At 62.8% G+C, this 25,680-nt stretch carries 28 protein-coding genes; 18 read left to right on the forward strand and 10 right to left on the reverse strand.

Annotated elements, in window-relative coordinates; all coding sequences use genetic code 11:
• The first annotated feature begins 15 nt into the window (after nucleotides 1-15).
• The 9 genes from R1T45_RS08455 (at nucleotide 16) to R1T45_RS08495 (ending at nucleotide 8,070) form a co-directional block, all read left to right on the forward strand.
• Complete coding sequence (locus R1T45_RS08455; RefSeq protein WP_317390592.1) at nucleotides 16-945, forward strand: ABC transporter ATP-binding protein; 930 nt, start codon at nucleotides 16-18, stop codon at nucleotides 943-945.
• Nucleotides 942-1,703, forward strand: coding sequence for an ABC transporter permease (locus R1T45_RS08460; RefSeq protein WP_067629772.1), 762 nt, complete (start codon nucleotides 942-944; stop codon nucleotides 1,701-1,703). Before R1T45_RS08455 ends, R1T45_RS08460 begins: the two co-directional genes overlap by 4 nt.
• Nucleotides 1,704-1,763: 60 nt before the next feature.
• A complete protein-coding gene (locus R1T45_RS08465; RefSeq protein WP_317390593.1) occupies nucleotides 1,764-2,561 on the forward strand; it encodes a S49 family peptidase in 798 nt (265 codons plus the stop codon).
• A gap of 167 nt (nucleotides 2,562-2,728) precedes the next feature.
• Nucleotides 2,729-3,688 carry a calcium/sodium antiporter gene (locus R1T45_RS08470; protein WP_317390594.1) on the forward strand — a complete coding sequence of 320 codons (960 nt, stop codon included), beginning with the start codon at nucleotides 2,729-2,731 and terminating at the stop codon, nucleotides 3,686-3,688.
• Nucleotides 3,689-3,700: 12 nt separating this feature from the next.
• Nucleotides 3,701-4,480, forward strand: a complete 780-nt coding sequence (locus R1T45_RS08475; protein ID WP_317390595.1) for an SDR family oxidoreductase — start codon at nucleotides 3,701-3,703, stop codon at nucleotides 4,478-4,480.
• A gap of 285 nt (nucleotides 4,481-4,765) precedes the next feature.
• Nucleotides 4,766-6,634 (forward strand): excinuclease ABC subunit UvrC, encoded by a 1,869-nt coding sequence (gene uvrC / locus R1T45_RS08480; protein WP_067628891.1) that lies wholly within the window; start codon nucleotides 4,766-4,768, stop codon nucleotides 6,632-6,634.
• Nucleotides 6,635-6,712: 78 nt separating this feature from the next.
• Nucleotides 6,713-7,378 carry a CDP-diacylglycerol--glycerol-3-phosphate 3-phosphatidyltransferase gene (gene pgsA, locus R1T45_RS08485; protein ID WP_317390596.1) on the forward strand — a complete coding sequence of 222 codons (666 nt, stop codon included), beginning with the start codon at nucleotides 6,713-6,715 and terminating at the stop codon, nucleotides 7,376-7,378.
• Nucleotides 7,375-7,623: a molybdopterin converting factor subunit 1 gene (gene moaD / locus R1T45_RS08490; protein ID WP_317391055.1), complete on the forward strand. Its 249-nt coding sequence runs from the start codon at nucleotides 7,375-7,377 to the stop codon at nucleotides 7,621-7,623. Before pgsA ends, moaD begins: the two co-directional genes overlap by 4 nt.
• Nucleotides 7,624-7,626: 3 nt before the next feature.
• Nucleotides 7,627-8,070: a molybdenum cofactor biosynthesis protein MoaE gene (locus R1T45_RS08495; RefSeq protein ID WP_317390597.1), complete on the forward strand. Its 444-nt coding sequence runs from the start codon at nucleotides 7,627-7,629 to the stop codon at nucleotides 8,068-8,070.
• Between the two features lie 9 nt (nucleotides 8,071-8,079).
• Here R1T45_RS08495 and R1T45_RS08500 read toward each other — a convergent pair whose 3' ends face one another.
• From R1T45_RS08500 to ubiA, 4 genes are read right to left on the reverse strand one after another with little or no spacing between them, the layout of a single operon-like run.
• Nucleotides 8,080-8,475 (reverse strand): VOC family protein, encoded by a 396-nt coding sequence (locus R1T45_RS08500; RefSeq protein WP_317390598.1) that lies wholly within the window; start codon nucleotides 8,473-8,475, stop codon nucleotides 8,080-8,082.
• Between the two features lie 24 nt (nucleotides 8,476-8,499).
• Complete coding sequence (locus R1T45_RS08505; RefSeq protein WP_007118939.1) at nucleotides 8,500-8,823, reverse strand: hypothetical protein; 324 nt, start codon at nucleotides 8,821-8,823, stop codon at nucleotides 8,500-8,502.
• The gene (locus R1T45_RS08510; RefSeq protein ID WP_120351767.1) at nucleotides 8,810-10,735 is read right to left on the reverse strand and encodes an OmpA family protein; all 1,926 of its coding nucleotides are present in this window, start codon (nucleotides 10,733-10,735) and stop codon (nucleotides 8,810-8,812) included. Before R1T45_RS08510 ends, R1T45_RS08505 begins: the two co-directional genes overlap by 14 nt.
• A 59-nt stretch (nucleotides 10,736-10,794) precedes the next feature.
• Nucleotides 10,795-11,769: a 4-hydroxybenzoate octaprenyltransferase gene (ubiA, locus tag R1T45_RS08515; protein ID WP_317390599.1), complete on the reverse strand. Its 975-nt coding sequence runs from the start codon at nucleotides 11,767-11,769 to the stop codon at nucleotides 10,795-10,797.
• Nucleotides 11,770-11,781: 12 nt separating this feature from the next.
• Here ubiA and R1T45_RS08520 point away from each other — a divergent pair, with 12 nt between their 5' ends.
• The 3 genes from R1T45_RS08520 to R1T45_RS08530 all read left to right on the forward strand — a co-directional run bounded on the left by R1T45_RS08520 (nucleotide 11,782) and on the right by R1T45_RS08530 (nucleotide 14,515).
• A complete protein-coding gene (locus R1T45_RS08520) occupies nucleotides 11,782-12,501 on the forward strand; it encodes a 16S rRNA (uracil(1498)-N(3))-methyltransferase (RefSeq protein WP_317390600.1) in 720 nt (239 codons plus the stop codon).
• Between the two features lie 16 nt (nucleotides 12,502-12,517).
• On the forward strand, nucleotides 12,518-13,048 hold the full coding sequence (locus R1T45_RS08525) for a hypothetical protein (protein WP_317390601.1): 531 nt from the start codon (nucleotides 12,518-12,520) through the stop codon (nucleotides 13,046-13,048).
• Nucleotides 13,049-13,144: 96 nt separating this feature from the next.
• Entirely contained in the window at nucleotides 13,145-14,515 is a 1,371-nt protein-coding gene (locus tag R1T45_RS08530) for a glutamate--cysteine ligase (protein ID WP_260010253.1), read from the forward strand.
• A gap of 34 nt (nucleotides 14,516-14,549) precedes the next feature.
• Here R1T45_RS08530 and plsY read toward each other — a convergent pair whose 3' ends face one another.
• The 4 genes from plsY to R1T45_RS08550 form a co-directional block, all read right to left on the reverse strand.
• Nucleotides 14,550-15,158, reverse strand: coding sequence for a glycerol-3-phosphate 1-O-acyltransferase PlsY (gene plsY, locus R1T45_RS08535; RefSeq protein ID WP_132444247.1), 609 nt, complete (start codon nucleotides 15,156-15,158; stop codon nucleotides 14,550-14,552).
• Nucleotides 15,158-16,438, reverse strand: a complete 1,281-nt coding sequence (pyrC, locus tag R1T45_RS08540; RefSeq protein ID WP_317390602.1) for a dihydroorotase — start codon at nucleotides 16,436-16,438, stop codon at nucleotides 15,158-15,160. The genes plsY and pyrC overlap by 1 nt, the downstream gene beginning before the upstream one ends.
• A gap of 251 nt (nucleotides 16,439-16,689) precedes the next feature.
• Nucleotides 16,690-17,223, reverse strand: a complete 534-nt coding sequence (locus tag R1T45_RS08545; protein WP_120351760.1) for a hypothetical protein — start codon at nucleotides 17,221-17,223, stop codon at nucleotides 16,690-16,692.
• 56 nt (nucleotides 17,224-17,279) lie between these two features.
• Nucleotides 17,280-18,227, reverse strand: coding sequence for an aspartate carbamoyltransferase catalytic subunit (locus R1T45_RS08550; protein WP_067265620.1), 948 nt, complete (start codon nucleotides 18,225-18,227; stop codon nucleotides 17,280-17,282).
• Nucleotides 18,228-18,335: 108 nt separating this feature from the next.
• Between R1T45_RS08550 and R1T45_RS08555 the strand changes: the two genes are divergently transcribed.
• Genes R1T45_RS08555 through moaB form a run of 3 tightly spaced genes read left to right on the forward strand, consistent with a single transcriptional unit; the run spans nucleotide 18,336 to nucleotide 20,246 of the window.
• Complete coding sequence (locus R1T45_RS08555; protein ID WP_317390603.1) at nucleotides 18,336-19,100, forward strand: uracil-DNA glycosylase; 765 nt, start codon at nucleotides 18,336-18,338, stop codon at nucleotides 19,098-19,100.
• Nucleotides 19,093-19,707: a LysE family translocator gene (locus R1T45_RS08560; protein WP_067938287.1), complete on the forward strand. Its 615-nt coding sequence runs from the start codon at nucleotides 19,093-19,095 to the stop codon at nucleotides 19,705-19,707. The genes R1T45_RS08555 and R1T45_RS08560 overlap by 8 nt, the downstream gene beginning before the upstream one ends.
• Complete coding sequence (gene moaB, locus R1T45_RS08565; RefSeq protein WP_120351758.1) at nucleotides 19,704-20,246, forward strand: molybdenum cofactor biosynthesis protein B; 543 nt, start codon at nucleotides 19,704-19,706, stop codon at nucleotides 20,244-20,246. Before R1T45_RS08560 ends, moaB begins: the two co-directional genes overlap by 4 nt.
• A gap of 9 nt (nucleotides 20,247-20,255) precedes the next feature.
• Here moaB and R1T45_RS08570 read toward each other — a convergent pair whose 3' ends face one another.
• Nucleotides 20,256-21,068 carry a protein-disulfide reductase DsbD domain-containing protein gene (locus R1T45_RS08570; RefSeq protein WP_120351757.1) on the reverse strand — a complete coding sequence of 271 codons (813 nt, stop codon included), beginning with the start codon at nucleotides 21,066-21,068 and terminating at the stop codon, nucleotides 20,256-20,258.
• A gap of 164 nt (nucleotides 21,069-21,232) precedes the next feature.
• On the opposite strand from R1T45_RS08570, the gene R1T45_RS08575 reads away from it, so the two are divergent.
• Nucleotides 21,233-21,787 carry a YqgE/AlgH family protein gene (locus R1T45_RS08575; protein ID WP_317391056.1) on the forward strand — a complete coding sequence of 185 codons (555 nt, stop codon included), beginning with the start codon at nucleotides 21,233-21,235 and terminating at the stop codon, nucleotides 21,785-21,787.
• Here the strand turns inward: R1T45_RS08575 and R1T45_RS08580 are convergent.
• A complete protein-coding gene (locus R1T45_RS08580) occupies nucleotides 21,784-22,716 on the reverse strand; it encodes an L-threonylcarbamoyladenylate synthase (protein ID WP_120351755.1) in 933 nt (310 codons plus the stop codon). The two genes, R1T45_RS08575 and R1T45_RS08580, sit on opposite strands and share 4 nt — an antisense overlap.
• Nucleotides 22,717-22,874: 158 nt before the next feature.
• Between R1T45_RS08580 and R1T45_RS08585 the strand changes: the two genes are divergently transcribed.
• Nucleotides 22,875-24,602 carry an acyl-CoA dehydrogenase gene (locus tag R1T45_RS08585; RefSeq protein WP_317390604.1) on the forward strand — a complete coding sequence of 576 codons (1,728 nt, stop codon included), beginning with the start codon at nucleotides 22,875-22,877 and terminating at the stop codon, nucleotides 24,600-24,602.
• Nucleotides 24,602-25,678 carry an MBL fold metallo-hydrolase gene (locus R1T45_RS08590; protein ID WP_067625068.1) on the forward strand — a complete coding sequence of 359 codons (1,077 nt, stop codon included), beginning with the start codon at nucleotides 24,602-24,604 and terminating at the stop codon, nucleotides 25,676-25,678. Before R1T45_RS08585 ends, R1T45_RS08590 begins: the two co-directional genes overlap by 1 nt.
• Nucleotides 25,679-25,680 lie beyond the last annotated feature (2 nt).

Here is a 25,680-nt window from a genome sequence, read left to right on the forward strand (position 1 = left end):
AAAGCGGAGACGACCATGCCGACAATCGTGGATATTCAGAACCTGCGTAAATCCTACGCGGGCGGTTTCGAGGCGCTTAAAGGGGTTAACCTACAGATCGAACAGGGCGAGATTCTCGCGCTTTTGGGCTCCAACGGGGCGGGCAAGACGACGCTGATCTCGACCATTTGCGGCATCACCACCGCGACCAGTGGCACAGTGACCGTTGGTGGCCATGACATTAAGGACGATTTCCGAGCCGCACGCTCGATGATCGGGCTGGTCCCGCAAGAGATTAACCTCGAACCCTTCGAACGCGTGTTGAACACCGTGCGCTTCTCTCGGGGGTTGTTTGGCCGTCCGGCGGATGAAGCGGTTCTGGAGAAGATCCTCCGTCAACTTTCACTCTGGGATAAGAAAGACAGCCAGATCCGCGAGCTTTCGGGCGGTATGAAGCGCCGCGTGCTGATCGCCAAGGCACTGTCGCATGACCCGCAGGTGCTGTTTTTGGACGAACCAACAGCGGGCGTCGACGTGGAGCTCCGTAAGGATATGTGGGAAATCGTGGCGGGGCTGAAAGCCTCGGGCGTGACGATCATCCTGACCACCCATTACATCGAAGAGGCCGAGGCAATTGCCGACCGTATCGGAGTCATCGCCAAAGGCGAGTTGCTGCTGGTCGAAGAGAAAGACGCGCTGATGGCGCGGATGGGTAAGAAACAACTCGAAGTGCAGCTCACTGAGCCGATTGCCGAAGTGCCGCTGGCGCTGCAATCGCCGGATGTTGAACTGTCCGCCGATGGACGGTCTCTCATCTATACCTATGACACCAACGCCGAGCGGACCGGGATCACCAAGCTGCTGTCCAAAGTCGCCGAAAGCGGTTTGGTGCTGCAAGACGTGGCGACGCGGCAGAGCAGTCTGGAAGATATCTTTGTCGATCTGCTCAAGGAGGATGCGGCATGAACTGGACCGCGATCAAAGCCATCTACGCCTTTGAAATGGCGCGTTTCTTTCGCACCATCACACAAAGCATTATCTCGCCGGTGCTGTCGACGTCGCTTTACTTCGTCGTCTTCGGCGCGGCCATCGGCAGCCGTATCGAAGAGGTCGAGGGCGTGAGCTATGGCGCCTTTATCGTGCCGGGGCTGATCATGCTCAGCGTCATCACGCAGTCGATCTCAAACGCCTCTTTCGGCATCTATTTCCCGAAATTTATCGGCACGGTCTATGAACTGCTCTCGGCCCCGATCAACTTTTTCGAGATCGTCATCGGCTATGTCGGTGCGGCGGCCACCAAGGCGCTGTTCATCGGCACGATTATCTTGATCACGGCGTTTTTCTTTGTCGATATCACCATCCAGCATCCCATCGCCATGGTCGCTTTCCTGATCCTGACCTGCATCAGCTTCGCGCTTATGGGGTTCATCATCGGCATCTGGGCAGGGAATTTTGAGCAGTTGCAACTTGTGCCGCTCTTAATAGTCACGCCGCTGGTCTTCCTTGGCGGGTCTTTCTACTCGATCTCGATGCTGCCGCCGGTCTGGCAGGTGATCTCGCACTTCAACCCGGTGGTCTATCTGATCTCAGGCTTTCGTTGGGCGTTTTTCGGCTCTGCCGATGTGCCGATCCTGACCAGCCTTGCGGCAATCGCGCTGTTCACGGCGCTTTGCCTTGGCGTGATCTGGTGGATTTTCCGCACCGGCTGGCGTCTGCGGGCCTGAGGGCCGCGAAACTTCTGCGCCCGCCTTGTTTGCACCGGGTGGGCGTTCTACATGAGAAGAATGAGAATTCGGCTGCCCTTCCTAAAATCCCCGCCCAGCGTTTCCGTGATCCGGCTTTCCGGCATGATCGGCTCGCAGGGCCGTGCCGTGTTGAACGATGCCACCATGGGTCCGGTCATCGAAAAGGCCTTTGCCAAGGGCAAGCCTGCCGCTGTCGCGTTGGAGATTAACTCTCCCGGTGGCAGTCCGGTGCAATCATCGCTGATCGGCGCGCGCATTCGGCGGTTGGCGGAGGAAAAGAACATCCCCGTCATTGCGTTCGTCGAAGATGTCGCCGCGTCGGGCGGCTATTGGCTGGCTGCGGCGGCAGATGAGATTTACGCCGACCCAAGCTCGGTTGTGGGCTCCATCGGGGTGATCTCTGCCTCTTTCGGGGTGCATGAATTCATCCGCGAACACGGGGTTGAGCGGCGCGTCTATACGGCAGGGCAGAGCAAATCCATGCTCGACCCCTTCCGCCCGGAAGACCCCGAAGATGTCGCGCGGCTGAAAACGCTGCTCGAAGACATTCATGAGAACTTTATCGACCACGTAAAGACCCGCCGCGCGGGCAAGCTGCCCGAGGGGCAAGACCTCTTTACCGGGGAAATCTGGCTGGCGAAACGCGCCGCCGAACTGGGCTTGATCGACGGTGTCGGCCATCTGAAACCGCTTCTGAAAGAGCGCTTTGGTGACAAGGTGAAACTGCGCCGCTACGGTGTGAAACGCGGGCTGCTGTCACGCTTTGGCGTGCAGATGGTGCAGGACGCGGTGCAGGGCATAGAGGAACGCGCGGCCTATGCGCGGTTTGGTCTCTAGCCCATGGTTTTTAAGATCGTTTTGCTCTTTCTGGTGGCCATGGGCCTGCTCGCTTGGTTTGGAAAAATGCATTGGCTGGGGGGCAAACGCCTATCCCGGACCAAATGCCGTGACTGCGGACGTTACCGCATTGGCAAAGGCGATTGTGCCTGTAAGGGAGGGCGTTGATGCTGATGCCGTGGCTACTTTCGGGGCTTGGCCTCGTGATCCTGCTGTTTGCGGGGGATGCGTTGGTGAAAGGCGCGGTGAACCTGTCGCTGCGCCTTGGCGTGCCCGCGCTGATCGTCAGTTTGACGATCGTGGCCTTCGGCACCTCGGCACCGGAACTCCTGATTTCGGTCAAGGCGATCTTGGACGGGGTGCCGGGGCTGGCGCTTGGCAATGTGGTCGGGTCGAACACGGCTAACATCCTGATGGTGCTGGGCATTCCCGCTCTGTTGGCGACGATGCACACCTCTGAATGCAGCACGCGCAAGACCTATAATCAGATGATCGCGGCCTCGCTGCTCTTTATCGCGTTGGCCTTCCGCGGTGTGTTCGACTGGATCTCGGGGCTGATCCTGCTCTCCGGTCTGGCCTATATGCTCTACGACGCCTTCAGCGATGCCAAGGACCACCGCCGCGCCTGCCGCAGCGGGGAGGTTGAGGAAGAGGAAGAGCCCGAAGGCGCCGACCCCGACATGGCGGGCTGGCAGATTGCGCTGTTCCTGATCCTCGGGCTGATCGGCCTGCCCTTGGGCGCGAGCCTTTTGGTGGATAATGCGACGCTCATCGCCCAGACCTACGGTGTCAGCGACACGGTGATCGGCCTGACGCTGGTGGCGGTGGGCACGTCGCTCCCGGAACTGGCGACCACGGTGATGGCGGCGCTGCGCCGTCAAGCGGATGTGGCGCTTGGGAACGTCATTGGTTCGAACATGTTCAACCTGCTGGCAATTATCGGCATCGCAAGCCTTGTCGGCCCGATCTCGGTCGACGAAGCCTTCCTGCGGATCGACCTGTGGGTGATGCTGGGCGCGTCGCTGCTGCTGATCCCCTTCGTTTATCTGGGGCGCGACATCACACGGCTTTGGGGTGTGGCGCTCAGCGCGCTTTACGGGCTTTATTTGTTAATCATCCTGATCTGAGGAGGGCGGCAGATGCGGCGGGCATTGGTGACCGGAGCCGGGCAACGTCTGGGCCGCGCCATGGCGCTCTATCTCGGGCAGCGGGGCTTTGACGTGGCGGTGCATTACGCCACCTCGCGTGCCGGGGCCGAGGCAACCGCCGCTGAGATCACGGCCATGGGCCGTCGCGCCGTGGCCCTGCAAGCCGACCTTTTGGACGACACCGCAGCCGGGGCGCTATTGCCCCGCGCGGCAGAGGCGCTTGGCGGGCCGATCACCTGCCTGGTGAACAACGCCTCGATATTCGAGCAGGACGATATCGCGAGCGCCAGCCGTGAAAGCTGGGACCGCCATATGGGCAGCAACCTGCGGGCGCCCTTCGTGTTGACGCAGGCGATGGCGGGGCAGGGGCTGATGCCCGAGGTCGACGCCGGGGGCGAGCCGCGTGCGCGCGGTTTGATCGTCAATATGCTCGACCAGCGGGTGCGCAGCCTGACGCCGGAATTCACCACCTATACGATCGCCAAGATGGGCCTTTGGGCAATGACGCGCACCACTGCGCAGGCGCTGGCCCCGGCGATCCGGGTCAATGGCATCGGTCCCGGCCCCACGTTGCAAGGCCGGCATCAAAACGCCGAAGACTTTGCCGCGCAGCGCCGCGGCACGGTTTTGGGCCGGGGGGCAAATCCAGAGGATATCACGGCGGCACTGGGCTATTTCATCGATTCGCCGGGCGTCACAGGGCAGCTTATCTGCACCGATGGCGGCGAACATTTGCAGTGGGATACAAGCCCTAAAAGCCCCCGAAACTGACGGCCATGCGGGAAGTTTTGCACCTCGTTAACCTATGTAACCAAAGTGTTACCGAAACCCTTTTGTTTTCAGGGGCTTGTTTCACGGCAAACAAAAAAATGAGCGAAATCAGTGCATTACGGGCGTGCCTAAAAAACAGGCAAATCAGCGAACCATGTTAAAAACAAAGAGAAATCCAAGATGCCCAGAAGTTATCGGCAGAGTTATCCACATGTTTGGTGGACATGTTAAAGCTTGCCCCCATTGCCGTCCTATTGCAGCGAAGCACGAGAATCAGCGCCTGAGATGACCACGCCAAACGACAGCCCTCCGCCGCAAGGCCGCCAAGTGATTCAGGCCTATCTGAAGTCGCTCGATTCCTCGCCGGGCGTCTACCGGATGCTCGATGCGGAGAGCCGCGTGCTCTATGTTGGTAAGGCGCGGAACCTGCGCGCGCGGGTGTCGTCCTATGCGCGGCCCACGGGGCATTCGGGCCGCATTTCGCGGATGATTGCCAATACCGCTTCGATGATGTTTTTGACCACGAAGACGGAAACCGAGGCGCTGCTTCTTGAGCAGAACCTGATCAAGCAGCTCAAGCCCAAGTTCAACGTGCTACTGCGCGACGACAAGAGCTTTCCCAATATCCTTGTCACCGCCGATCACGACTATCCGCAGATCAAGAAACACCGCGGCGCGAAGAAGGAGAAGGGCAGCTATTATGGCCCCTTCGCCAGCGCGGGCGCGGTGAACCGGACGCTCAACCAGTTGCAGCGGGTCTTCCTGTTGCGGGACTGTTCCAATGCGATGTTCGACAGCCGTACACGGCCCTGTCTGCAACATCAAATCAAACGCTGCTCGGCCCCCTGCGTCGGCAAGATCTCGGCCGAGGAATACCGCCAGACCGTCCGTGATGCGGAGCGGTTTCTGAGTGGCAAATCGACCGAGATTCAGGGCCGTCTGGCGCAGGATATGGCCGAGGCATCTGAGGCGATGGAGTTTGAACGCGCCGCCGCTCTGCGCGACCGGATCAAGGCGCTGACGCAGGTGCAAACGGCCCAAGGCATTAACCCGCAAGGGGTGAACGAGGCCGACATCATCGCGCTCCATATGGAGGGCGGACAGGCCTGCGTGCAGGTCTTCTTCATCCGTGCCAACCAGAACTGGGGCAATCGGGACTACTACCCCCGCGTCGGGGCCGATGTGGACGCCGCCGAAGTGCTGGAGGCTTTCATCGGCCAGTTCTACGACACCCGCGAGCCGCCGCGGCAGTTGATCCTCAGTAACGAGATCGAGAACCCCGACCTCATGGCCGAGGCGCTGAGTGGCAAGATTGGTCGCAAGGTGGAACTGTTGGTGCCACAGCGGGGCGAGAAGGCCGAACTGGTCGACGGTGCCCTGCGCAACGCGCGCGAAAGCCTAGCCCGCAAGATGGCCGAGACGGCGACCCAGACCAAGCTGTTACAGGGACTGGCCGATGCCTTTGATCTGCCAAAACCGCCCGATCGGATAGAGGTTTACGACAACTCGCACATCCAAGGCACCAATGCGGTGGGCGCGATGATTGTCGCGGGCCCCGAAGGGATGATGAAAAACCAGTACCGCAAGTTCAACATCCGCGGCGATGACCTGACCCCCGGTGATGACTTTGGCATGATGAAAGAGGTGCTGCACCGCCGGTTTAAACGCCTGATTAAAGAAGACCCAGACCGAAGTCGTGGGCTTTGGCCCGATCTGCTGCTGATCGACGGGGGGGCCGGGCAGGTGAGCGCCGTGGCCTCGATTATGGCGCAGCATGGGGTGCAGGACATTCCGATGGTCGGCGTCGCCAAGGGCATTGATCGGGATGCGGGCAAGGAAGAGTTCCACCGTGTCGGCAAGCGCGTCATGGCGCTGCGGCACAATGATCCGGTGCTTTATTTCGTGCAGCGGCTGCGTGACGAGGCGCACCGTTTCGCCATCGGCACCCACCGTGCGAAACGCGCCAAGGGGGTCAGCGCCACGCCGCTTGACGATGTGCCGGGCGTCGGGGCTGCGCGCAAGCGGGCGCTTTTGGCGCATTTCGGCTCGGCCAAGGCGGTGGGCCGCGCGAACCTTAGCGATCTTAAGGCCGTCGAAGGGGTGTCGGATGCGCTGGCAGAGACAATTTATGGCTACTTCCATGAAAAGGGTTAGGTATGCGTCCGCCGAAGGGCAGGCCGCTGGCGCGGTTTCGTCCTTTCAGCCGCGAACGGCGCAAGATAGGATAACGTCATGAAATGGAATTTGCCCAATATCCTGACCCTGCTCAGGCTGGTCGCGGCCCCCGGTGTGGCGGTCATGTTTCTCTATTTTACGCGCCCCTACGCCGACTGGTTCGCATTGGTGCTCTTTGTCGGGGCGGCGGTGACGGATTGGTTTGACGGCTATCTTGCCCGCGCTTGGGGGCAGGAAACCAAACTGGGCGCCATGCTCGACCCGATTGCCGACAAAGCGATGGTCGTGATCGCGCTGATGGTGATCGTGGCCTTTTCCAGCTGGTCGCCTTGGCTGGTGCTGCCCGCCACGCTGATCCTGTTTCGCGAGGTCTTTGTCTCGGGCCTGCGTGAGTATCTGGGCGATGTCGCCGGCACGTTGAAGGTGACCCAACTGGCCAAGTGGAAGACGACATTACAGATGATCGCCATCGCCGTGCTGTTTTCTCAGGGCGTATTCGAGCATTACCTTGGGATGAGCGTTTTCGGGATGGACCAGCAGATGATCGAAGCGATCCTTGACGGCGAGGTCGAAGATACACTGGGGCTTGGCTGGAAACTTGCCGGGATGGAATGGGCCGGGCTGCTGGGGCTGGCGCTGTTGTGGGTCGCCGCCGTGCTGACCGCCATCACCGGCTTTGACTATCTGCGCAAGGCGCTGCCACATCTGAAGGAGCCACGCTGATGGATGTTCTGTATTTCGCTTGGGTCCGAGAACGGATCGGCCTGCCCCGCGAGCGGGTGGAGAGCCAAGCCACCACAGTGGCCGAACTGATCGAAGAATTGCGCGGGCGCGAAGAGCGCTATGAAGTGGCGTTTTCTGACCTTTCCGCGCTGCGCGTGGCCGTGGATCAGGAATTGACGGATTTCGACGCGCCGCTTGAGGGCGCGCGCGAAGTGGCCTTTTTCCCTCCGATGACCGGGGGCTGACCCATGCGCGTTTTGGTGCAGGAAGCGCCCTTTGATCTGGCCGAGGAAACCGCACGTTTCGCCAAGGGCGAGGGCGGCAGCGGCGCGATTGTGACCTTTACCGGCGTTGTGCGCGACAATGATGCGGGCACGCTGAGCGCGATGGAAATTGAGCATTATCCCGGCATGACTGAAAAAGCGCTGCGCGAGATCGCAGAGCAGGCGGTCGCGCGGTTCGATCTGCAAGATGCCTTGGTGATCCACCGTTACGGGCGCCTGGTGCCCGGTGAGCAGATCATGATGGTCGCCAGCGCCGCGCGGCATCGCCGCAGCGCCTTTGAGGCGGCTGAATTCTTGATGGACTATCTCAAATCCCGCGCGCCGTTTTGGAAGCGCGAGATCACGGCTGAGGGTGAGGCTTGGGTCGCTGCAAAAGACGATGATGAGGCTGCGCTAGAGCGCTGGTAAGCCTCTGCTTCAGGCGAAGCGCCCGCCTTTTTCGATGACTTCGATCTGATAGCCATCGGGGTCCGCCACAAAGAAGAACTTTGCCACCGTTTCTCCGGCAGGGCGAAAATCGACGATGTCCCGCGGGGCGGCACCAGCCTTGAACGCGGTGTCGCGGGCGGCCTCAAGGTCTTCGACCACAAAGGCCAGATGGCCATAGCCGTCGCCCAGATCATAGGGCGTATCGCGGTCCATGTTGACCGTCAGCTCCAGCTCGAAATCGCCCGAGGCGTCGCGCAGGTAGATCAGGGTGAAGCTGTCAAAATCCAAACGGTCCGCAATCTTCAGCCCGAAAACGTCTTCGTAGAATTTCACCGATGCCGTCTCATTGAAGACGCGGATCATGGAATGGGCGAGTTTGGCCATGGGAGCCTCCGGAAGGGCGTGGGGCTAGGCTTTCTGACGCTCGATATAGGCGCGCATCTCTTCGGCCTCGTGGCGGGCATCGCGCAGGCCGTCCATCGCGGCGCGCAGCTCTGCCTCGGTCTGGGCAAGCTGGTTGGTCAGTTCAGCTTCGCGCTGTTGCAGATAGGTGATCGCCTGATCGCGGGTTTCCTCGGCCTCGTGGAGCTCTTGGCTCATCCGGTCAAGCTGGGCCACATCATCGGCGGCCACACGGGTGAAGCGGTTCAGCAGCCAGTTGGCGAACCATCCCATGCAGAAGGCCACGAAAAGAATGATGGCTGTTGCCAGGACAAACTCAGTTCTGCTCATCACCGCTGCCTTCTTCGGTTTCGTCGGATTCCCCGATCTCTTCTGCCGTGGTATCGCCCGTTTCTTCAGCAGATTCCAGCGCTGTTTCGTCTTCGGGCGTCTCAGCCTCGGGTTGGATCAGGCGGAATTCGATGCGGCGGTTGGCTTCGCGGCCATCCTCGGTCTTGTTGTCGGCGATGGGGTTTTCTTCGCCGTAGCCCTTGGCAAGGAAGGACGAGGTCAGCACCCGGCGGGCGCGCAATTCGTTCAGAACCGATTCCGCGCGGCTTTGCGACAGCGACAGGTTCATCGATTCGCGGCCTTGGCTGTCGGTGTAGCCCTGAATTTCCAGCGGGATGTCACCGCAGCGTTTCAGCACCTCGGCGATATCATCCATCGTACCCAAAGCGGCCGCGTCGATCGTGGCGCTGCCCGGCTCGAAGGTGATCTTGCCGATTTTCAGGATTTCGCGAATCTCGGCTTCGCATTCTTCGGGTGTGGGCAGACCCGCGATGGGGTCGAGCTTTTCTTGATAGGTGATGTCGATGCTGTAATCCGCACCTTCGCCCAGCTTGTCGGCCAAGAGTGAGGCAACGGTGGTGTTCGCATCCTTGTTGCCGGTGTTGCCCATGACCTCAAGCCGGTCGGGCGTGACGTTGACAGAGCCGTTGGCGAGCGAGGCCATGGCCTCCAGCCCGGTCAGGACGCGGGTGGCCCAATCGTCCGGCAGGGTCTCGTCTAGACGTGCGGCGGTATAGACATTGGCCGATCCGAAATGCGATTTTGCGTAGCTGTCCGCCAGATCGCGTAACCCCTCGGTCGAGAGCCGTCCGCGCAGTTGCACCTGCCCCTCGGGAGAGAGGGTGGCGGTGAATTCGGGCGGGCCTGCGTCGGGGTCTTCGACTTTCGGCAGTTTCGCGGTCAGGGCGAAAACATCCGGAAGGGCGTTTTCCAACTCACCCACAACGCGGTCGAAGGTGTTGGAATCGGTGCCGGGCGCGGCCAGCAATGTAATGTCTGCATCCGCGAAAGAAATGGCGCCTTGGCCCACGCGGCTCAGCGCTTCGATGGCCAGCGCCACGGCGCGGCCCCAGTTCGGGCTGGGCACACCCAGACCGATGGTGCAATCGGCACTTTCTGACGCGCCGGCGGCGATGCCCGCTTTCAGGATGCGGTTGGCGGCGGCTTCGGTATCGGCAGAGCAAGCGTCGAAACGCGCGCCTTCGGCGTCGATCTCAAACCGCAGGGTAAAGGGGGTGATCACCGGGCGAGGTGCTGCAATGTCGAGCCTTAGCCGCAGGCTGGGCGGGGCCGCGCGCTGCAGTTTACGCTCCATCTGGGCCTTGGCGGCGGCGCTGTCGGCGATGGCGGTGATCGTCACGCGCCCCGCATCGACCGAGGCTTTGGCGCGGGGCAGGTCCGCCATGGCACGCACCGCAAAGTTCAGCGCGTCTTCCCAGCCTTCGGGGGCTGGATAGTCGGCAGCTTCCAACAGGTCAGTCACCGTGGCGTCACCCGCCATGTCATCAAAGGCGTCGATCACCGCCTCGCGGTCGGTGCTGGTGGGGATCAGGCCAATGATCGAGATGCCCGCATCATTGCGCAGAACCTCGGCAGAGAAGCGCGGCGGGGCGATGCCGGATTGGGCCTCGACCTCCATCTCGTCGATCACGCGGGCGGCGTCGACCACGGTGCCTGCGGTCGACAGGGCGCGGAAACGCACGGCCTCGGTCGGGGCGATCCCGGCGAGGGTGACTTGCAGACCATCGGCCTGCACCTCGGCCCATGTCATGCCCTGATCGTCCAGCGCGTCACGCACACCGATTTCAGAAGTATCCTCGATCAACTGCACCGAAAAGCTTGCCGCCACGAGAGAGACCACCCCTGCGGCTGCAAAGGTCAGGGCGATCATGAAAATGGCGGAGAGGCGCATGGGCGGCCTTCTGGTTGTTAAGCTCAAGACTTGATACGCGCGTCCTGCCGGGGGTGCAATCAGGCCAGAAGACTTGCTGCGAAAAACAACAGCGGGATCATGCCGGTATCGCGGTTGGCGCGAAAGAGCTGCAAGAGCTTGGCGTTGTCCTTGGTGTCCAGCCCGCGCAATTGCCACGCCATATGCCATCCCATGGCCCAAGGCCCGCCAAGCGCAATCGCCAGCGCCAGCACCGAAGCCTCTGGCAGGCCGGCATAGATCACGGCGATCCCCATCAAACCGACAGTCGCCATGAGGAAGCGCCGCAGCCATTTGCCAGAATTCTCTCCAAAGAGCCGGGCGGTGGATTTGACCCCGATCAGCGCGTCATCCTCGGCATCCTGATGGGCATAGATCGTGTCATAGAACAGAGTCCAAGCGATCCCGGCGAGGTAGAGTACGATCGCAGGAGCGTGCAGTGTGCCAGCGTGCGCCGTCCACGCCAGCATCGCGCCCCAGTTAAAGGCGAGCCCCAGAAAGACCTGCGGCCACCATGTGAACCGTTTGGCGAAGGGATAGACAGCCACCGGCAGCAGCGCCAGCACGCCCATGGCGATGGCCGCTTGGTTAAAGGAAAGCAGGATCAGCAGCGCCAGCAGCATTTGCCCCACCATCCACGCCAGCGCCTGTTTCACCGTGACCGCCCCCGAAGGGATCGGCCGCGAGCGGGTGCGCGCGACCTTGCCGTCGATGTTGCGGTCGGTGATGTCGTTCCACGTACAGCCCGCCCCACGCATCAGGAAAGCGCCGATGCCGCAGCCCGCGAAAATCCACGGATCCTCCCACCGGGGCGCCTGATCGAAAAGGATCGCAAGGCTCAGCCCCCACCAGCAGGGCAGCAGCAACAGCCATGTGCCAATGGGCCGATCCGCGCGGCTCAGCCGCAGGTAGGGGCGCAGTCCGGCAGGGGCGTAACGGTCGACCCAATTGTCGGTCACAGCATCGGCAACAGGCGCATCGGGCGTAGCATCTGGCGAAGGCGGCTGGTTGTGCATATATCTGGCCCCATGAATGCGAAAATCAGATTGTATGTAGATCAGCCCTTGGGGCAGGGGCAAACGGTTCCTTTGGCGCGCGAGCAGGCGCATTACCTCTTTGGGGTGATGCGGCTGTCGGTCGGGGCCGGGGTGCTTTTGTTCAACGGGAGCGATGGCGAATGGCTGGCCGAAGTGGCCGAGGCGGGCAAGCGCGGCGGTGTTCTGACCTGCGTCGAGCAGATCAAACCTTTGCAGATGCCGCCTGACCTGTGGCTGCTTTTCGCGCCGATCAAAAAGACCCGCACCGACTTTATTGTTGAAAAGGCCGCCGAGATGGGCGCGTCGCGCATTGTCCCGGTGATGACTGAATTTACCAACGCAGGTCGCGTGCAGCAGCCGCGCCTTCAGGCCCATGCGGTCGAGGCGGCAGAGCAATGCGGCGGCACCTATGTGCCCGAGGTGGCCGAGGCGGTGAAGCTAGGACGGCTGCTGGATCAATGGGACAGCAACCGTCAGATCATGTTCTGCGATGAGGCTTTGGCTGGCGAGAGCGGCGCGCTTCCCACGGGTGCAGGCGGGCCATGGGCCATTCTCATCGGCCCCGAAGGTGGGTTTTCGGAAGGAGAACGCAAGCGCTTGCACGGGTTTGATCATGCCCACGCCGTCACACTGGGGCCGCGCATCCTGCGGGCCGATACGGCGGCGGTGGCGGCGATGACGATGTGGCAGCAGGCTTTGGGAGACTGGTGATGCAAAGGATGGCCCAATGAGTTTCCTGCGCCAAGGGGCCCGCGACCAGCTTTGGCGCTTGCGCGAAGCGATCGTCGGCGGCGGGCTGATGCTCTTTGGGCTCTGGCTGGTGGCCGGGCCGGGCTTTTTGCTGGCGGTCCCGGGCTATGCGGCGCTTGCCGGGGGCGCGGCGCTGATCTGGATCGGCGTACAACGTGCCCGTTTTCGCGGTGAAGGTGACGGGGCGGGGGCCGTTCAGGTTGTCGAGGGGCAGATCACCTATTTCGGCCCGCTGACCGGCGGCACGGTCGCTCTGCGCGAACTGCAGCGGCTCAGCCTTGATCGACAGATGTTTCCAGCCCATTGGCGGCTTGAGCCGCGCGACGATAAAGCGCCCCTGCTGATCCCGGTGAATGCCGCTGGCTCCGAGGCGCTTTTTGACGCTTTCGCCGCCCTGCCGGGCCTGCGCACCGAGCGGATGCTCTTTGAGTTGCGCAAGACCCGCCATGACGCCGTTGTGATCTGGGAGCGCGCGCCGCTGCGCCCGGCGCATGTCTTGCTGCATTGACAGCCCCGGCAAATCCGCCCATCCCTGCTAAACACGACGCCAAGTCGTCACCTTAGAAGACACACAAGACGACCCTTCAAAACGGAGCCCTCGCAAATGTCCATTCCTCAATCCGGCGGCGGCCCGATCGAACATCATGACCAAATGGCACAGTATCTGGCCGACGGCTGCAAGCCAAAAGAAGATTGGCGCATCGGCACAGAACACGAGAAATTCGGCTATTGCACTGATACTCATAAGCCGCTGCCCTATGAGGGCGACCGCTCAATCCGGGTGATGCTGGAAGGGCTGCGTGACCGTCACGGCTGGGCGCCGGTCGAAGAGGGTGGCAAGCTTATCGGGCTGGAAAAAGAGGGTGCGAACATCAGTCTTGAGCCGGGCGGGCAGTTGGAGCTGTCGGGCGCGCCAGTCGAAACCATCCATGAAACTTGCGATGAGGTGAACACCCACCTGCGCGAGGTCAAAGATGTGGCCGATGAGATCGGCGTGGGCTTCATCGGTCTGGGCGCCGCGCCCGAGTGGTCGCATGAGCAGATGGATTTGATGCCCAAGGGCCGCTACAAGTTGATGGACGGCTATATGCAAAAGGTCGGCACCATGGGCACCACCATGATGCGCCGCACCTGCACCGTTCAGGTGAACCTCGATTTCGCGACGGAAGCCGACATGGTGCAAAAGATGCGCGTCGCCGTGGCAATGCAGCCCATCGCCAATGCGCTTTTTGCCAATTCACCCTTCCTCGACGGCAAGCCCAATGGCGTGAAATCCACCCGCGGGTTGGTGTGGCGCAATCTGGATGATGCCCGCACTGGGATGGTGCCTTTCGTCTTTGACGAGGGTTTTGGGTTTGAGGCTTGGGTGCAATATGCGCTCGATGTGCCGATGTATTTTGTCTACCGCGATGGCAAATATATCGACGCGCTCGGCCAGTCCTTCCGCGATTTTCTGAAGGGCGAGCTGCCTGCGCTGCCCGGCGAGAAGCCGACGCTGAGCGATTGGGCCGATCATCTGACCACGCTCTTCCCCGAGGCGCGGGTGAAGAAATTCATCGAAATGCGCGGTGCCGATGGCGGCCCGTGGCGGCGTCTTTGCGCCCTTCCGGCCTTCTGGGTCGGGCTGATGTATGACCAGAGCGCGTTGGATGGCGCTTGGGATTTGGTCAAGGATTGGGATGCCGACACCCGAGAAGAGCTGCGTATCGCGGCCTCGACCCACGGCCTTCAGGCCGAGGTTGGCGGGCTAAAGATGCATGATCTGGCCCGCGAGGCGGTGGCCCTGTCAGAGGCCGGTTTGAAAGCCCGCGCCCGTCCCGGCGCAGGCGGGCTGGTCCCGGATGAGACGCATTTCCTCAACGCCCTGCGCGATAGTATCGAGACGGGCCGCGTGCCTGCGGATGATCTGCTGGCGGATTATCATGGCCCATGGAACGGCGATCTGAGCCGTATCTACGCCGAATATTCCTACTGAAACATGAATTGGCTGATGCCGCCTTCGGGCGGTGTCAGCCCTTCTGACCAATCCGCGATTCCGTACCGCTTCGAATGCGGCGAATGTTGTCGCGGTGCCGCCAAAAGATCAGCAGCGTCAGGGCGATGCCCAAAAGCAGCATTTCTCCATAGCCGAGGAACACCAGCAAAAAGGTTGAGCTTGCCGCTGCTGCCAGCGCCGACAGGGACGAGATGCGCGAGACTGCCGCCGTAATCAGCCAGACCGCACAGCATGCCAGCCCGACAGGCCATGCCAGCGCCAGCATGAGGCCCAAAAAGGTCGCCACGCCCTTGCCGCCGCGAAAGCCAAGCCAGACCGGATAGCAATGGCCGATCATCGCGCCGAGCGCCGCCGCCTGCGCGGCATCTTCGCCCGCGAAGGCCCGGGCCAGCAGCACCGCAACGGCCCCCTTGGCCCCGTCCAGCAACAGCGTCAGCGCCGCGGCTTTTTTGTTGCCGGTGCGCAGCACATTGGTCGCGCCGATGTTGCCCGACCCGATATCGCGCAGGTTGCCCAGCCCCATCAGCCGCGCCAGCAGCATGCCAAAGGCGATAGAGCCGATGACGTAGCCCGCCAGCGCCCAAAAGAGGATCATTTCAATAGAAGTGTCGATAGGGGGCATCAATTCGCCTCGTAAACGCAGGAGCCTGCAACATAAGTTGCCACGACCTTACCCTGCATCCGCATCCCGTCAAAGGGCGTGTTGCGGGATTTTGACCGCAGCGTCGCGCGGTCCAACACGAAGGGGGCGTCGGGGTTGAACAGCACGAGATCCGCAGGCGCCCCCACGGCAATCCGCCCACCGGGCAGGCCGAGCCGTTTGGCCGGGTTCAGCGACAGCGCGCGCCAGAGCGTCGGCAGGTCCATCATCTCGGCATGGACCAATCGCAGGGCGGCGGGCAGCAGCGTTTCCAGCCCGACCGCGCCGCTGGCGGCTTCCTCGAAGGGCAGGCGTTTGCTTTCTTCGTCCTGCGGGGTGTGCATAGAGCAGATGATATCGATCAGGCCGCTGGCGACGGCTTCGACCACGGCGATGCGGTCTTCCTCGTCGCGCAGTGGCGGTTTCACCTTAAAGAAGGTCCGATAATCGGCCACGTCGAGCGCATTCAGCGTCAGATGGTGGATGCCCACGCCCGCGGTGATGTCGAGCCCGTTGCGCTTGGCGCGTTCCAGCGCGGGCAGGGCGCGTGCGGTGGTGATCTGGTCTGCGTGATACCGCGCGCCGGTCATCTCGATCAGGGCAATGTCGCGGTCCAGTCCCATGCGTTCGGCCATGGGCGACACGGCAGGCAGGCCGCGCAGCGAGGCGAATTTGCCGGAGGTGACAGCCGCCCCCTTGCTCAGCCCCGGATCCTGCGGGTGGGCGATGACGAGTGCACCAAGGCTGCGCGCATAGGTCAGCGCGCGGGAGAAGACTTTGGTATTCGTCACCACGCGATCGCAATCGGTAAAGGCGGCGGCGCCTGCATCCATCAGGAAGCCAATCTCGGTCATCTCGCGCCCGTCGCGGCCTTTGGTGAGCGCGGCCATGGGGACCACATTCACTGGGGCGGCCTCATTGGCGCGGCGGGTGACGAATTCGAGTGTTTCGGGGCTGTCGATGGCCGGATCGGTATCAGGGCGTGTGACCATCGTTGTCACCCCGCCCGCTGCTGCGGCCAGCCCGGCAGAGCGGTAGCTTTCTTTATGCCGCTCGCCCGGTTCGCAAACTTTCACGCCAATATCGACGATGCCGGGGGCGAGGATATGACCGCCGCAATCCATCACCTCTGCGCCGTCGGGCGCTGTGGCGCCACCGTCCAGAACCTCGGCAATCACCCCATCGCGGACCAAAACAGCGGCTGGCTCAAGCGTGCCGGCTTCGGGGTCTAGAAGGCGCAGGTTGGTGAAGAACTGGGTCATGGGCGGGCCTTTGATGCGATAGCGGATGCGCCGCTGTCATGCCCCAAATCGCCCCCCAGACCAAGCGGTTTTCGCGGTTTTCTGAGGCAGGTGTCGCCCTTAACCGCCGATCCAAATCATCATACCGACCACGCCAAAAGCCACCAGAAGGGCGACCATCGCAATACGGCCAGACATCTTGGGATCGTGTTCAGGTTCTTGCATGGGCCAGATGTAACCCGCCAGCACCAAGGGTGCCAGCGGTTTTCGCCTTAGGCCAGCAGCCACCAGATGACCAGCAGGATCAGCGCGACAACGGCCACGATCACCATCGTCTTGCCGCCACCGCCCTTTGCAGGCTCAGCCGGAGAGACGCGGGGGATGCCGGTGTAGGGCTGGGCGGCTTCGGCTTCCATCGCTTGCACGGGCGTGTCGGGGCCGCCTTCGGTATAGGTGCCGATATGGGTCAGCGCCGGGATCGGAGCCAGTTGCAGCGACTGCCCGGCGAAAGCGCGGGAGTAGACGATCATTACCCAGCCGTCGAGCGCGGCAAGCTTGCTGCGGTCCGTCTCGATCTGGTTGGGGTTCACGCCATTGCCGTCGCGCAGATAGCCGGCAAGCCCCAGTTGATCGAGGTCGGCAACCCGGAAGACCTCTGTATAGGCCGCGTCAATCCGCTCGACCCCAAGGGCGGCGGCCTGTGCGGTCTCATCATCACGCATGGCCCGCGCCTCGTCATCCGAGAGCGAGAGGGTGTAGACCCGGACTTTGCCGGCTTCTTGCGGGGCGACTTCTGTATGGGGCATGACGGCTTCCTTTAACTGTTCTCAGGAAAACGCCGCGCGGCCCTTCAGGGTTCCGGTCAGGCCGCGCCGGGCTGGGCGGCGATGTGGTTGCGCGCCAGCAGGTCCATCGCGGCCATGCGCACGGCGACGCCCATCTCGACCTGATCTTGAATGACGGAACGGTTGATGTCGTCGGCCAAGGTGCCGTCAATCTCGACCCCGCGGTTCATCGGGCCGGGGTGCATGACGATGGCGTCGGGGCTGGCATGGGCGAGCTTTTCGGCGTCCAGCCCGTAGCGGTGGTAATACTCGCGTTCGGACGGGATAAAGCCGCCGTCCATCCGCTCTTTCTGGAGGCGCAGCATCATCACCACGTCGACGCCTTCGAGGCCTTTTTTCATGTCGTCAAAGACTTCGACGCCAAATTGGTCGATCTGGCTCGGCATCAGGGTCGGCGGGCCGACAAGGCGGATGCGGTTCTCCATCTTGCCAAGCAGTAGGATGTTCGACCGCGCCACCCGGCTGTGCGCGATATCGCCGCAGATCGCGATGCTGAGGCGGTGCAGCCTACCCTTGGCGCGGCGGATCGTCAACGCATCCAGCAGCGCCTGCGTGGGATGCTCATGCCGCCCGTCGCCCGCGTTGAGCACGGCGCAGTTCACCTTCTGCGCCAGCAGGTCTACCGCGCCCGACTGCGGGTGGCGCACGACCAACAGGTCGGGGTGCATTGCGTTCAGCGTCATCGCCGTGTCGATCAGCGTTTCGCCTTTTTTGATCGAGCTGGCCTGCATTGCCATGTTCATCACATCCGCGCCCAGACGCTTGCCCGCGATCTCGAAACTCGCCTGCGTTCGGGTGGAGTTCTCAAAAAACATGTTGATCTGCGTCAGCCCGCGCAGCGCGTCCGAATGCTTGTTCGGCTGGCGGTTTCGGTCGGCATAGGTGTCGGCCAAATCCAGCAGGGTGGTGATGTCGGACTGCGAGAGCTGTTCGATGCCAAGCAGGTGGCGATGGGCGAATGACATGGTGGCGATCCCTTCTGCTGTTGCCGCCTTATAGGCGCGGGTGGGTTGGCGCGTAAAGCGCAGCGATAGGGCATTTCGCCCCCCGCCCACAGGGCGTAAGCTGCGGCCATGGAATCATTCGATTATCATCAGGCGGCAGAGATGCTGGCGTGGCAGGTTGAGCTTGGCGCGACCGAGGCGATTTGCGACGCGCCGGTCAACCGCTATGAGGTGCCCGCAAGCCCGCCCAAAGCCAGTGCCAAGATCGGCAAGGGCCCCCAGCCTTTGCAGGCGTCGGAAACGCCCGACCCCGTCGCCTTGGCCCGCCGCGCCGCGCGGGGCGCGCAGACCTTGGAAGAGTTGCGTGCCGCGGTCCAAGGGTTCGAACTTTGCGAGCTTCACAAGGGTGCGCGCAATCTGGTCTTTGCCGATGGGGTGCCGGGCGCGCCTTTGATGATCTTTGGCGAAGCGCCCGACCGCGACGAAGACCGCGCGGGCAAGCCTTTCGTGGGGCGCACAGGCCAGATGCTTGACCGGATGCTGGCCGCGATCGACATGGGGCGGGACCGCAATGTCTATCTGTCGAATATCCTGCCGTGGCGCACGCCGCAGGGGCGCGACCCGAAACCGGATGAGATTGCGATGATGCGCCCCTTTGTGCAGCGTCATATCGAGTTGGCCAAGCCCAAGGTACTGGTGCTCTTTGGCAATTGGTCCTGCCAGTCGCTGCTGGAAAAGCGCAGCATCATGCGGTTGCGGGGCAATTGGACCAAGGCCGCGGATTTGTCCTGCATGCCGATGGTGCATCCCGCCTACCTTCTGCGCAATCCCGAGGCCAAGCGTGAGGCTTGGGCCGATCTGTTGAGTGTTCGGGCGAAGCTGCGCGATGGTTGATGCGCTGACCCTTTTGGCCTTTGTGCCCGCAGCCCTTGCGCTGAACCTCACGCCGGGGGCGGATATGATGTTCTGCCTCGGGCAGGGGCTGCGGTCAGGTCCGCGTGCCGCATTGGCGGCGAGCGCGGGGATTTCCGCGGGCGCTTTGGTGCATGTGACGCTGGCGGGGCTTGGCCTTGGTGCGCTGGTGGCGGCGCTGCCTTGGGCGCTTGATCTGATCCGCTGGCTCGGCGTGGCCTATTTGCTGTGGCTTGCGGTGCAGACGTTGCGACAGGCCGGAAAACCGCGGGATACGACGCCTGGCATGGGCGGCTGGCGGGCGTTTAACACCGGGTTTATCGTCAATCTGACCAACCCTAAGGTGATCCTTTTCGTGCTGGCCTTTCTGCCGCAATTCGTGGTGCCAGAGGCTGGGCCGGTCTTGGCGCAGTTCTTGACCTTTGGCGCGGTGCTGGCCTTGGGCGGTTTCGTCATCAACGGCGCGGTGGGAGTCTTCGCTGCCGGAATCGGGCGACGGCTGGCCGGGGGCGGGCGTGTGCTCGGTTGGATCAGCAGCGGCATTTTCGTGGCACTGGCCGCGCGTTTGGCAATGATGGAGCGGACATGAGCAGGATCGACGACAGCCGGGAGTTCATCCCCGTGAGAATTGCCGTGCTGACCGTTTCGGACAGCCGCAGCTTGGCCGAGGACCGTTCGGGTGATGTGCTGGTCGGACGGATTGAAGCGGCGGGCCATGTGCTGGCGGCGCGCGAAATCGTGACCGACGACCGCCCCGCCATCGCGGCGCAATTGCGCGACTGGTGCGCGGACCCTGAAATCGATGTAGTGATCAGCACCGGCGGCACCGGCCTCACCGGGCGCGACGTGACCGTCGAGGCGCACCGCGATGTCTATGAGAAAGAGATCGACGCTTTCGGCACAGTCTTCACCATGATTTCAATGGAGAAGATCGGCACCAGCGCCGTGCAAAGCCGTGCGACGGGCGGGGTGGCGCAGGGGACGTATCTCTTCGCGTTGCCCGGCAGCCCGGGGGCCTGCAAAGACGCATGGGACGGCATACTGCTCAAGCAGTTGGACTACCGCCATATGCCCTGCAATTTCGTTGAGATCATGCCCCGGCTGGACGAGCATCAGCGCCGCAAGTAGCGCCGTGACTTAGCCAGAGGTGCAGCCCGTGATCTCGACACTATGATCCTGCCCGATGACGGTGATCCGAATGGCAGAGCGGTCTAATGCCAGCGCCGTGCCGTTCTCGGCGATCATCTCTCCGCTGGCGACAAGTGTATTGCCCGACCGCTGGCTGTCCATCTCGCTCATCCACATGTTGGGGTTGCCGGGCTCAATCACCACGGTCTCCTTACCCCCGGCAGAGGGCAGGGCAAGCCGGGTTTCGATCTCCAGCCCCCGCGCGGTGGGGCGCAGGCTGCATTGGGCGCTTTTCAATCCAGCCTCGGCCCCCGAATAGGGCCGCGCTGCAAAGGCGGCGGCGATGGCCGGGGTGGGCTTGCTGTCACGGGTGTCGAGCAGGGCGCGCAGGCGGATGGTTTGTGGCAGGCAGATGTCACTGCACACGCCAAGGTCGATGCTGGCGTCCAAGCTTACCGGGGCACCGGGGCGGCGCGGGGTGATGGTCAGCGGCAGGATCACTTCGCGGGCATAGCCGATGGAGTTCACGCCCCCTTGGTCAAAGACCTTGGGCGCGGGCCATGTGATCTGCACATCGCGCAGGTTGTCAGAGCCGGACCAGTCGAACTCTGGCGGAATGCCTGCGTCACCGGGGCTGCGCCAATAGGTCTTCCACCCCGGTGCCATGCGCAGCCGGATCGCCGCCACCCGCCGCCCGTCAGACTGTTGCCAACCAGTGAGCAGATCACCCTGCAACGGCGTGCCGACACCGTCCTGTGCGGCGGCGGGCAGGGCAAGGGCAAGGCAGGAAAGAACGGCGGAGAAGAGGCGCGATATATTCATGGGGTCTTGATGCGGTATCCATCCGCGCCTGCCAAGTCACATTTGCATCATCCATGTTTCGCCGATGGGGCGGGCGGCGGGCGGCATCTCTTGTTTTGTAGGGCGCAAGCGGCCATGTTCAAAGAAAGGTTACCTTCAGGAGGTGGGCGTTGACGGGTCAGACAATGGAACTGACGGGCAAACTACTGGTCGCGATGCCGGGCATGGGCGATCCACGTTTCGCCCATTCCGTGATCTATCTTTCCGCGCATTCAGAACAGGGCGCCATGGGGCTGATGGTCAACAAACCCGCCCCGGAACTGCGCCTGTCGGATGTGCTGGATCAATTGGTCGATGACACGCCGCCGCAGGCGAAATCTCTGGCGGTGCATTTCGGCGGCCCGGTCGAGACGGGGCGCGGCTTTGTGCTGCATTCCGATGAATACCGCTCTGCCCTTGAAACGCTGCGGGTCGGCGATGGCATTGCGCTGACCGCCACGCGCGACATCCTAGAAGACATCGCCACCGGCAAGGGGCCAGAGCGCGCGCAGTTGATGCTGGGCTATGCGGGCTGGGGGCCGGGGCAGTTGGAGGGCGAGATTGCGCAGAACGGCTGGCTGACCTGCGAGGCCTCGCCAGAGGTGATCTTTGACCTGCCGGATGTAGAGAAATGGGCGGCAGCGCTCAAAACGCTGGGCATCGACCCCTTGGGGCTTTCGGCCTCAGCCGGCCACGCCTAGCGCGGGGCGGCGGCGCGGGCCAAACGGTCGTTGATCGCGCGGCCCAAGCCGTGATCGGGGATCGGCGCTACGGCGATGCTCTGTCCGGTGGCGTCCAACTGGTGCAGATGGTCAAAAAGCTTCGCCGCAGCCTCGGTCAGGTCGCCGGAGGGCGAGAGGTTGAGGTCGCAAACCATCGTTCCAAAGCCAAGCAGCACTTCGCCCGGCCCAGCCGTTTCCGCGTTCAACCGCACCGCCGCGCCAGGGGCGTAGTGAGAGGCCAACTGCCCCGGCGCGATGATCTCTGCCCCATCGACGATCTCTAGCGGTTGCCCGAGCGCCGCCTCTATCGCCTCACTCGGCAGGCCGCCTGCGCGGAGCAGGGCAGGGCGGGGACCGGTCAGACCGAGGATCGTGCTTTCCAAACCAACAGTGCAGGCGCCGTCATCCAGTACCGCCGCGATCTTACCGTCTAGGCCCGCCAGCACATGCGCAGCCGTGGTGGCGCTGATTTTGCCCGATGGGTTGGCCGAGGGCGCGGCCACGGGACCATCGAGTGCCTGCAAGACCTGCCGCATGGCGGGGTGGGCTGGCACGCGCACCGCAAGGCTGGGCAATCCCGCCGTGACCAGTGACGACAGCCCGCTGTCGGGTTTGAGCGGTAAGACCAATGTCAGCGCGCCGGGCCAAAAGGCCTGCGCCAACCGGTCGGCCTCGTCCGTCCACTCAACGTATCGTTTGGCCGTCTCGATATCCGGCAAATGCACGATCAGCGGATTGAAGCTGGGCCGCCCCTTGGCGGCATAAATGCCCGCCACGGCTTCCCCATTGCGGGCATCCGCGCCAAGGCCATAGACCGTCTCGGTCGGCAGAGCGACCAGCGCACCGTCTTGCAGCAGCTTCGCCGCGCGGGCGATGCCTTGGGGCGTGGGGGTCAGCGTCTCGGTCATAGCAGGGCTAATCCTGTCTAATCCTGCAGCATCCCGTGACGCCGCGTTTGGGTTGCGGGGGGCGGCCGGGCATTTCATGCTGGCGGCAACATAAACCAGCCTTTATCAGGGCCATGTCAGGCTTGCCAGATCAAGCGCGCCTTTCAGGAGGATATGATATGCCGTACCGCGCCGCCGTGGATGACTACCGTTTTCTGATCGAGGACGTACTGGATTTCGCAACGCTCCGTGCCACCGACCGTTTTTCTGAAGCCAGTGAAGACGTCACCGGGGCGATCCTGTCCGAGGCGGGGCGGCTTTGCGATGATGTGCTGGCCCCGCTGCAACGCGGCGGTGATCTGCACCCCGCGAAGTTGGAGAACGGCATCGTGCGCACCTCTCCCGGTTTTGCCGAAGGCTTTGCCGCGATTGCCGAGGGCGGTTGGATCGGCATGTCGGCCGACCCTGAGTTCGGCGGCATGGGCCTGCCGATGACCCTGACCAGCGCAGTCAACGAGATGATGAGCGGCGCTTGCCTGTCGCTGCAACTCGCACCTTTGATGAGCCAAGGCCAGATCGAAGCGCTGGAGCATCACGCAAGCGACGCGATCAAGACCCTCTACCTGCCCAAGCTGATCTCGGGCGAATGGACCGGCACGATGAACCTGACCGAGCCGCAGGCCGGGTCGGACGTGGGCGCGCTGAGCAGCCGGGCGGAGGACAATGCCGACGGGACCTACGCGGTCTCGGGCCAGAAAATCTATATCTCTTGGGGCGATAATGATTTCGCGGGCAATGTCTGCCATCTGGTTCTTGCCCGCCTGCCGGGGGCGCCTGCGGGCACCAAGGGGATCAGCCTGTTCCTCGTGCCAAAGTTCATCCCGGATGAGAAGGGGGAGCCGGGCCAGCGCAACGGCGTGAGCGTGGTCAGCCTTGAGCATAAGATGGGGCTGCACGGCTCGCCCACCGCGGTGATGCAATATGACAATGCCACCGGCTGGATCATCGGCCGCGAGGGTGGCGGCATGGCGGCAATGTTCACCATGATGAACAACGCCCGGCTTGGCGTGGGCGAACAGGGCATTGGTGCCGCCGAAGGCGCCTATCAACTGGCGCTGGACTATGCGCGGGACCGCAAACAGGGCCGGTCGCCTGTCGAGGGTGGCACGGGCACCATTGTCGATCACGCCGACGTACGCCGGATGCTGCTGAGCATGAAGGCCGATATCTTTGCCTCTCGTGCCATCGCGCTGAGCTGCGCCTATGCCAGCGACATGGCGCGCGCCGGGCAGGGCGACGAATGGGCGGCGCGGGCGGCGTTCCTGACGCCGATCACCAAGGCTTTCGGCACTGACGTAGGCATGAGCGTTGCCGAGATGGGCGTGCAGGTGCATGGCGGCATGGGCTTTATCGAAGAAACCGGCGCTGCGCAGTTCAGCCGCGATGTACGCGTCACGGCGATTTATGAGGGCACCAACGGCATTCAGGCGATGGACCTTGTCGCCCGCAAAATGATGGACGGCGGTGAGGCAGCGAACCGGCTGCTGGACGAAATCGAAGCCGATGCCGAGACCGCACGCGACCCGTTCCCGCGCATGGCCGATGCCGTCTGGCAAGCCAGCGAGACCCTGCGCGAAGCGACCGAATGGATGACCGCGCAAAAGGACATGAACGAACGCTTCGCCGGGGCCGTGCCTTACCTGCGCGCCTTTGCCCGTGTGCTGGGCGGGCATCTGCATTTGCAAGCCGCCATGGCCGAGAAAGCCGCAGGCGGCAGCGGTGCACGTGAAAAGCTGGCGCGATTTTACATCCAACGCCTCTTGCCCGAGCATCAGGGGCTGCTGGCCCATGCGCAGGCGGGGGCCGAAGACCTCTATGCGCTTGATGTCGAAGACCTGAGAAGCTGATGACAGAACAGGCCACCCTCTCCGCCACCACGCCGAAACCGCCCAAGGGGCTGCGCTATCCATGGGACGTGCCCCCCGCCGAGGGGGAGGCGATAGAAGTGGCGCCGGGGGTGCTTTGGTTCCGCCTGCCGCTGCCGATGAAGCTGGATCACGTCAACGTCTATGCGCTGGACGAAGGTGACAGCTGGACGGTGATCGACACCGGTTTCGCTTCGCGCCGGGCAAAGGACATCTGGCAGGGGCTGATGGCCGGACCGCTGGGCCGCAAACCGATCTCGCGCGTGGTCGTCACCCATCATCACCCCGATCACATCGGCCTTGCCGGTTGGTTGCAGACGGAGCATGGCGCGGAACTGGTCACCACACGGACAGCATGGCTCACCGCGCGGATGCTGACGCTGGACGTGCAAGAGGTGCCGGTCGCCGAATCCCTGTCGTTTTATCGTAAAGCGGGCATGGCGGCGGAGCTCTACGACAAACGCGCCAACGAACGACCTTTCAATTTTTCCGACGTGGTGGCCCCGCTGCCGCTAGGCTTCACCCGGATCCGGCAGGATGACGTGATCCGTATGGGCGGGCGCGATTGGGATGTGCATATCGGCAATGGTCATGCGCCCGAACACGCCACCTTCTGGAGCCGGGATGACAATTTGGTGATCGCGGGGGATCAAATCCTGCCCTCCATCAGCCCCAACATCGGCGTCTACCCGACGGAGCCCATGGCCGACCCCATCGGCGAATGGCTGGAGGCTTGCGAGCGTTTCCTACCCTTGGCGCGCGAGGATCATCTGGTACTTGGCGGGCACAAACTGCCCTTCACCGGCCTGCCGACGCGACTTAAACAGTTGATCGAGAACCACCACAGCGCCCTGCGCCGCCTGCTGGCCTATATTGACACGCCGAAATCGGCCTCGGAATGCTTCGCGCCGCTGTTCAAGCGCAGCATCGGCGAGGCGGAATATGGCCTAGCGCTGGTTGAAGCCGTCGCCCATCTGAGCCACCTTTACCAAGCCGGAGAGGCCACACGCGTGCTGCGTGAGGCAGACGGCGCATGGGTGTATCAGCGCAAGGGGTGAGC

The organism is Sulfitobacter sp. LC.270.F.C4 (genome assembly GCF_032922545.1).
GTDB classification, from domain to species: Bacteria; Pseudomonadota; Alphaproteobacteria; order Rhodobacterales; family Rhodobacteraceae; genus Sulfitobacter; species Sulfitobacter profundi.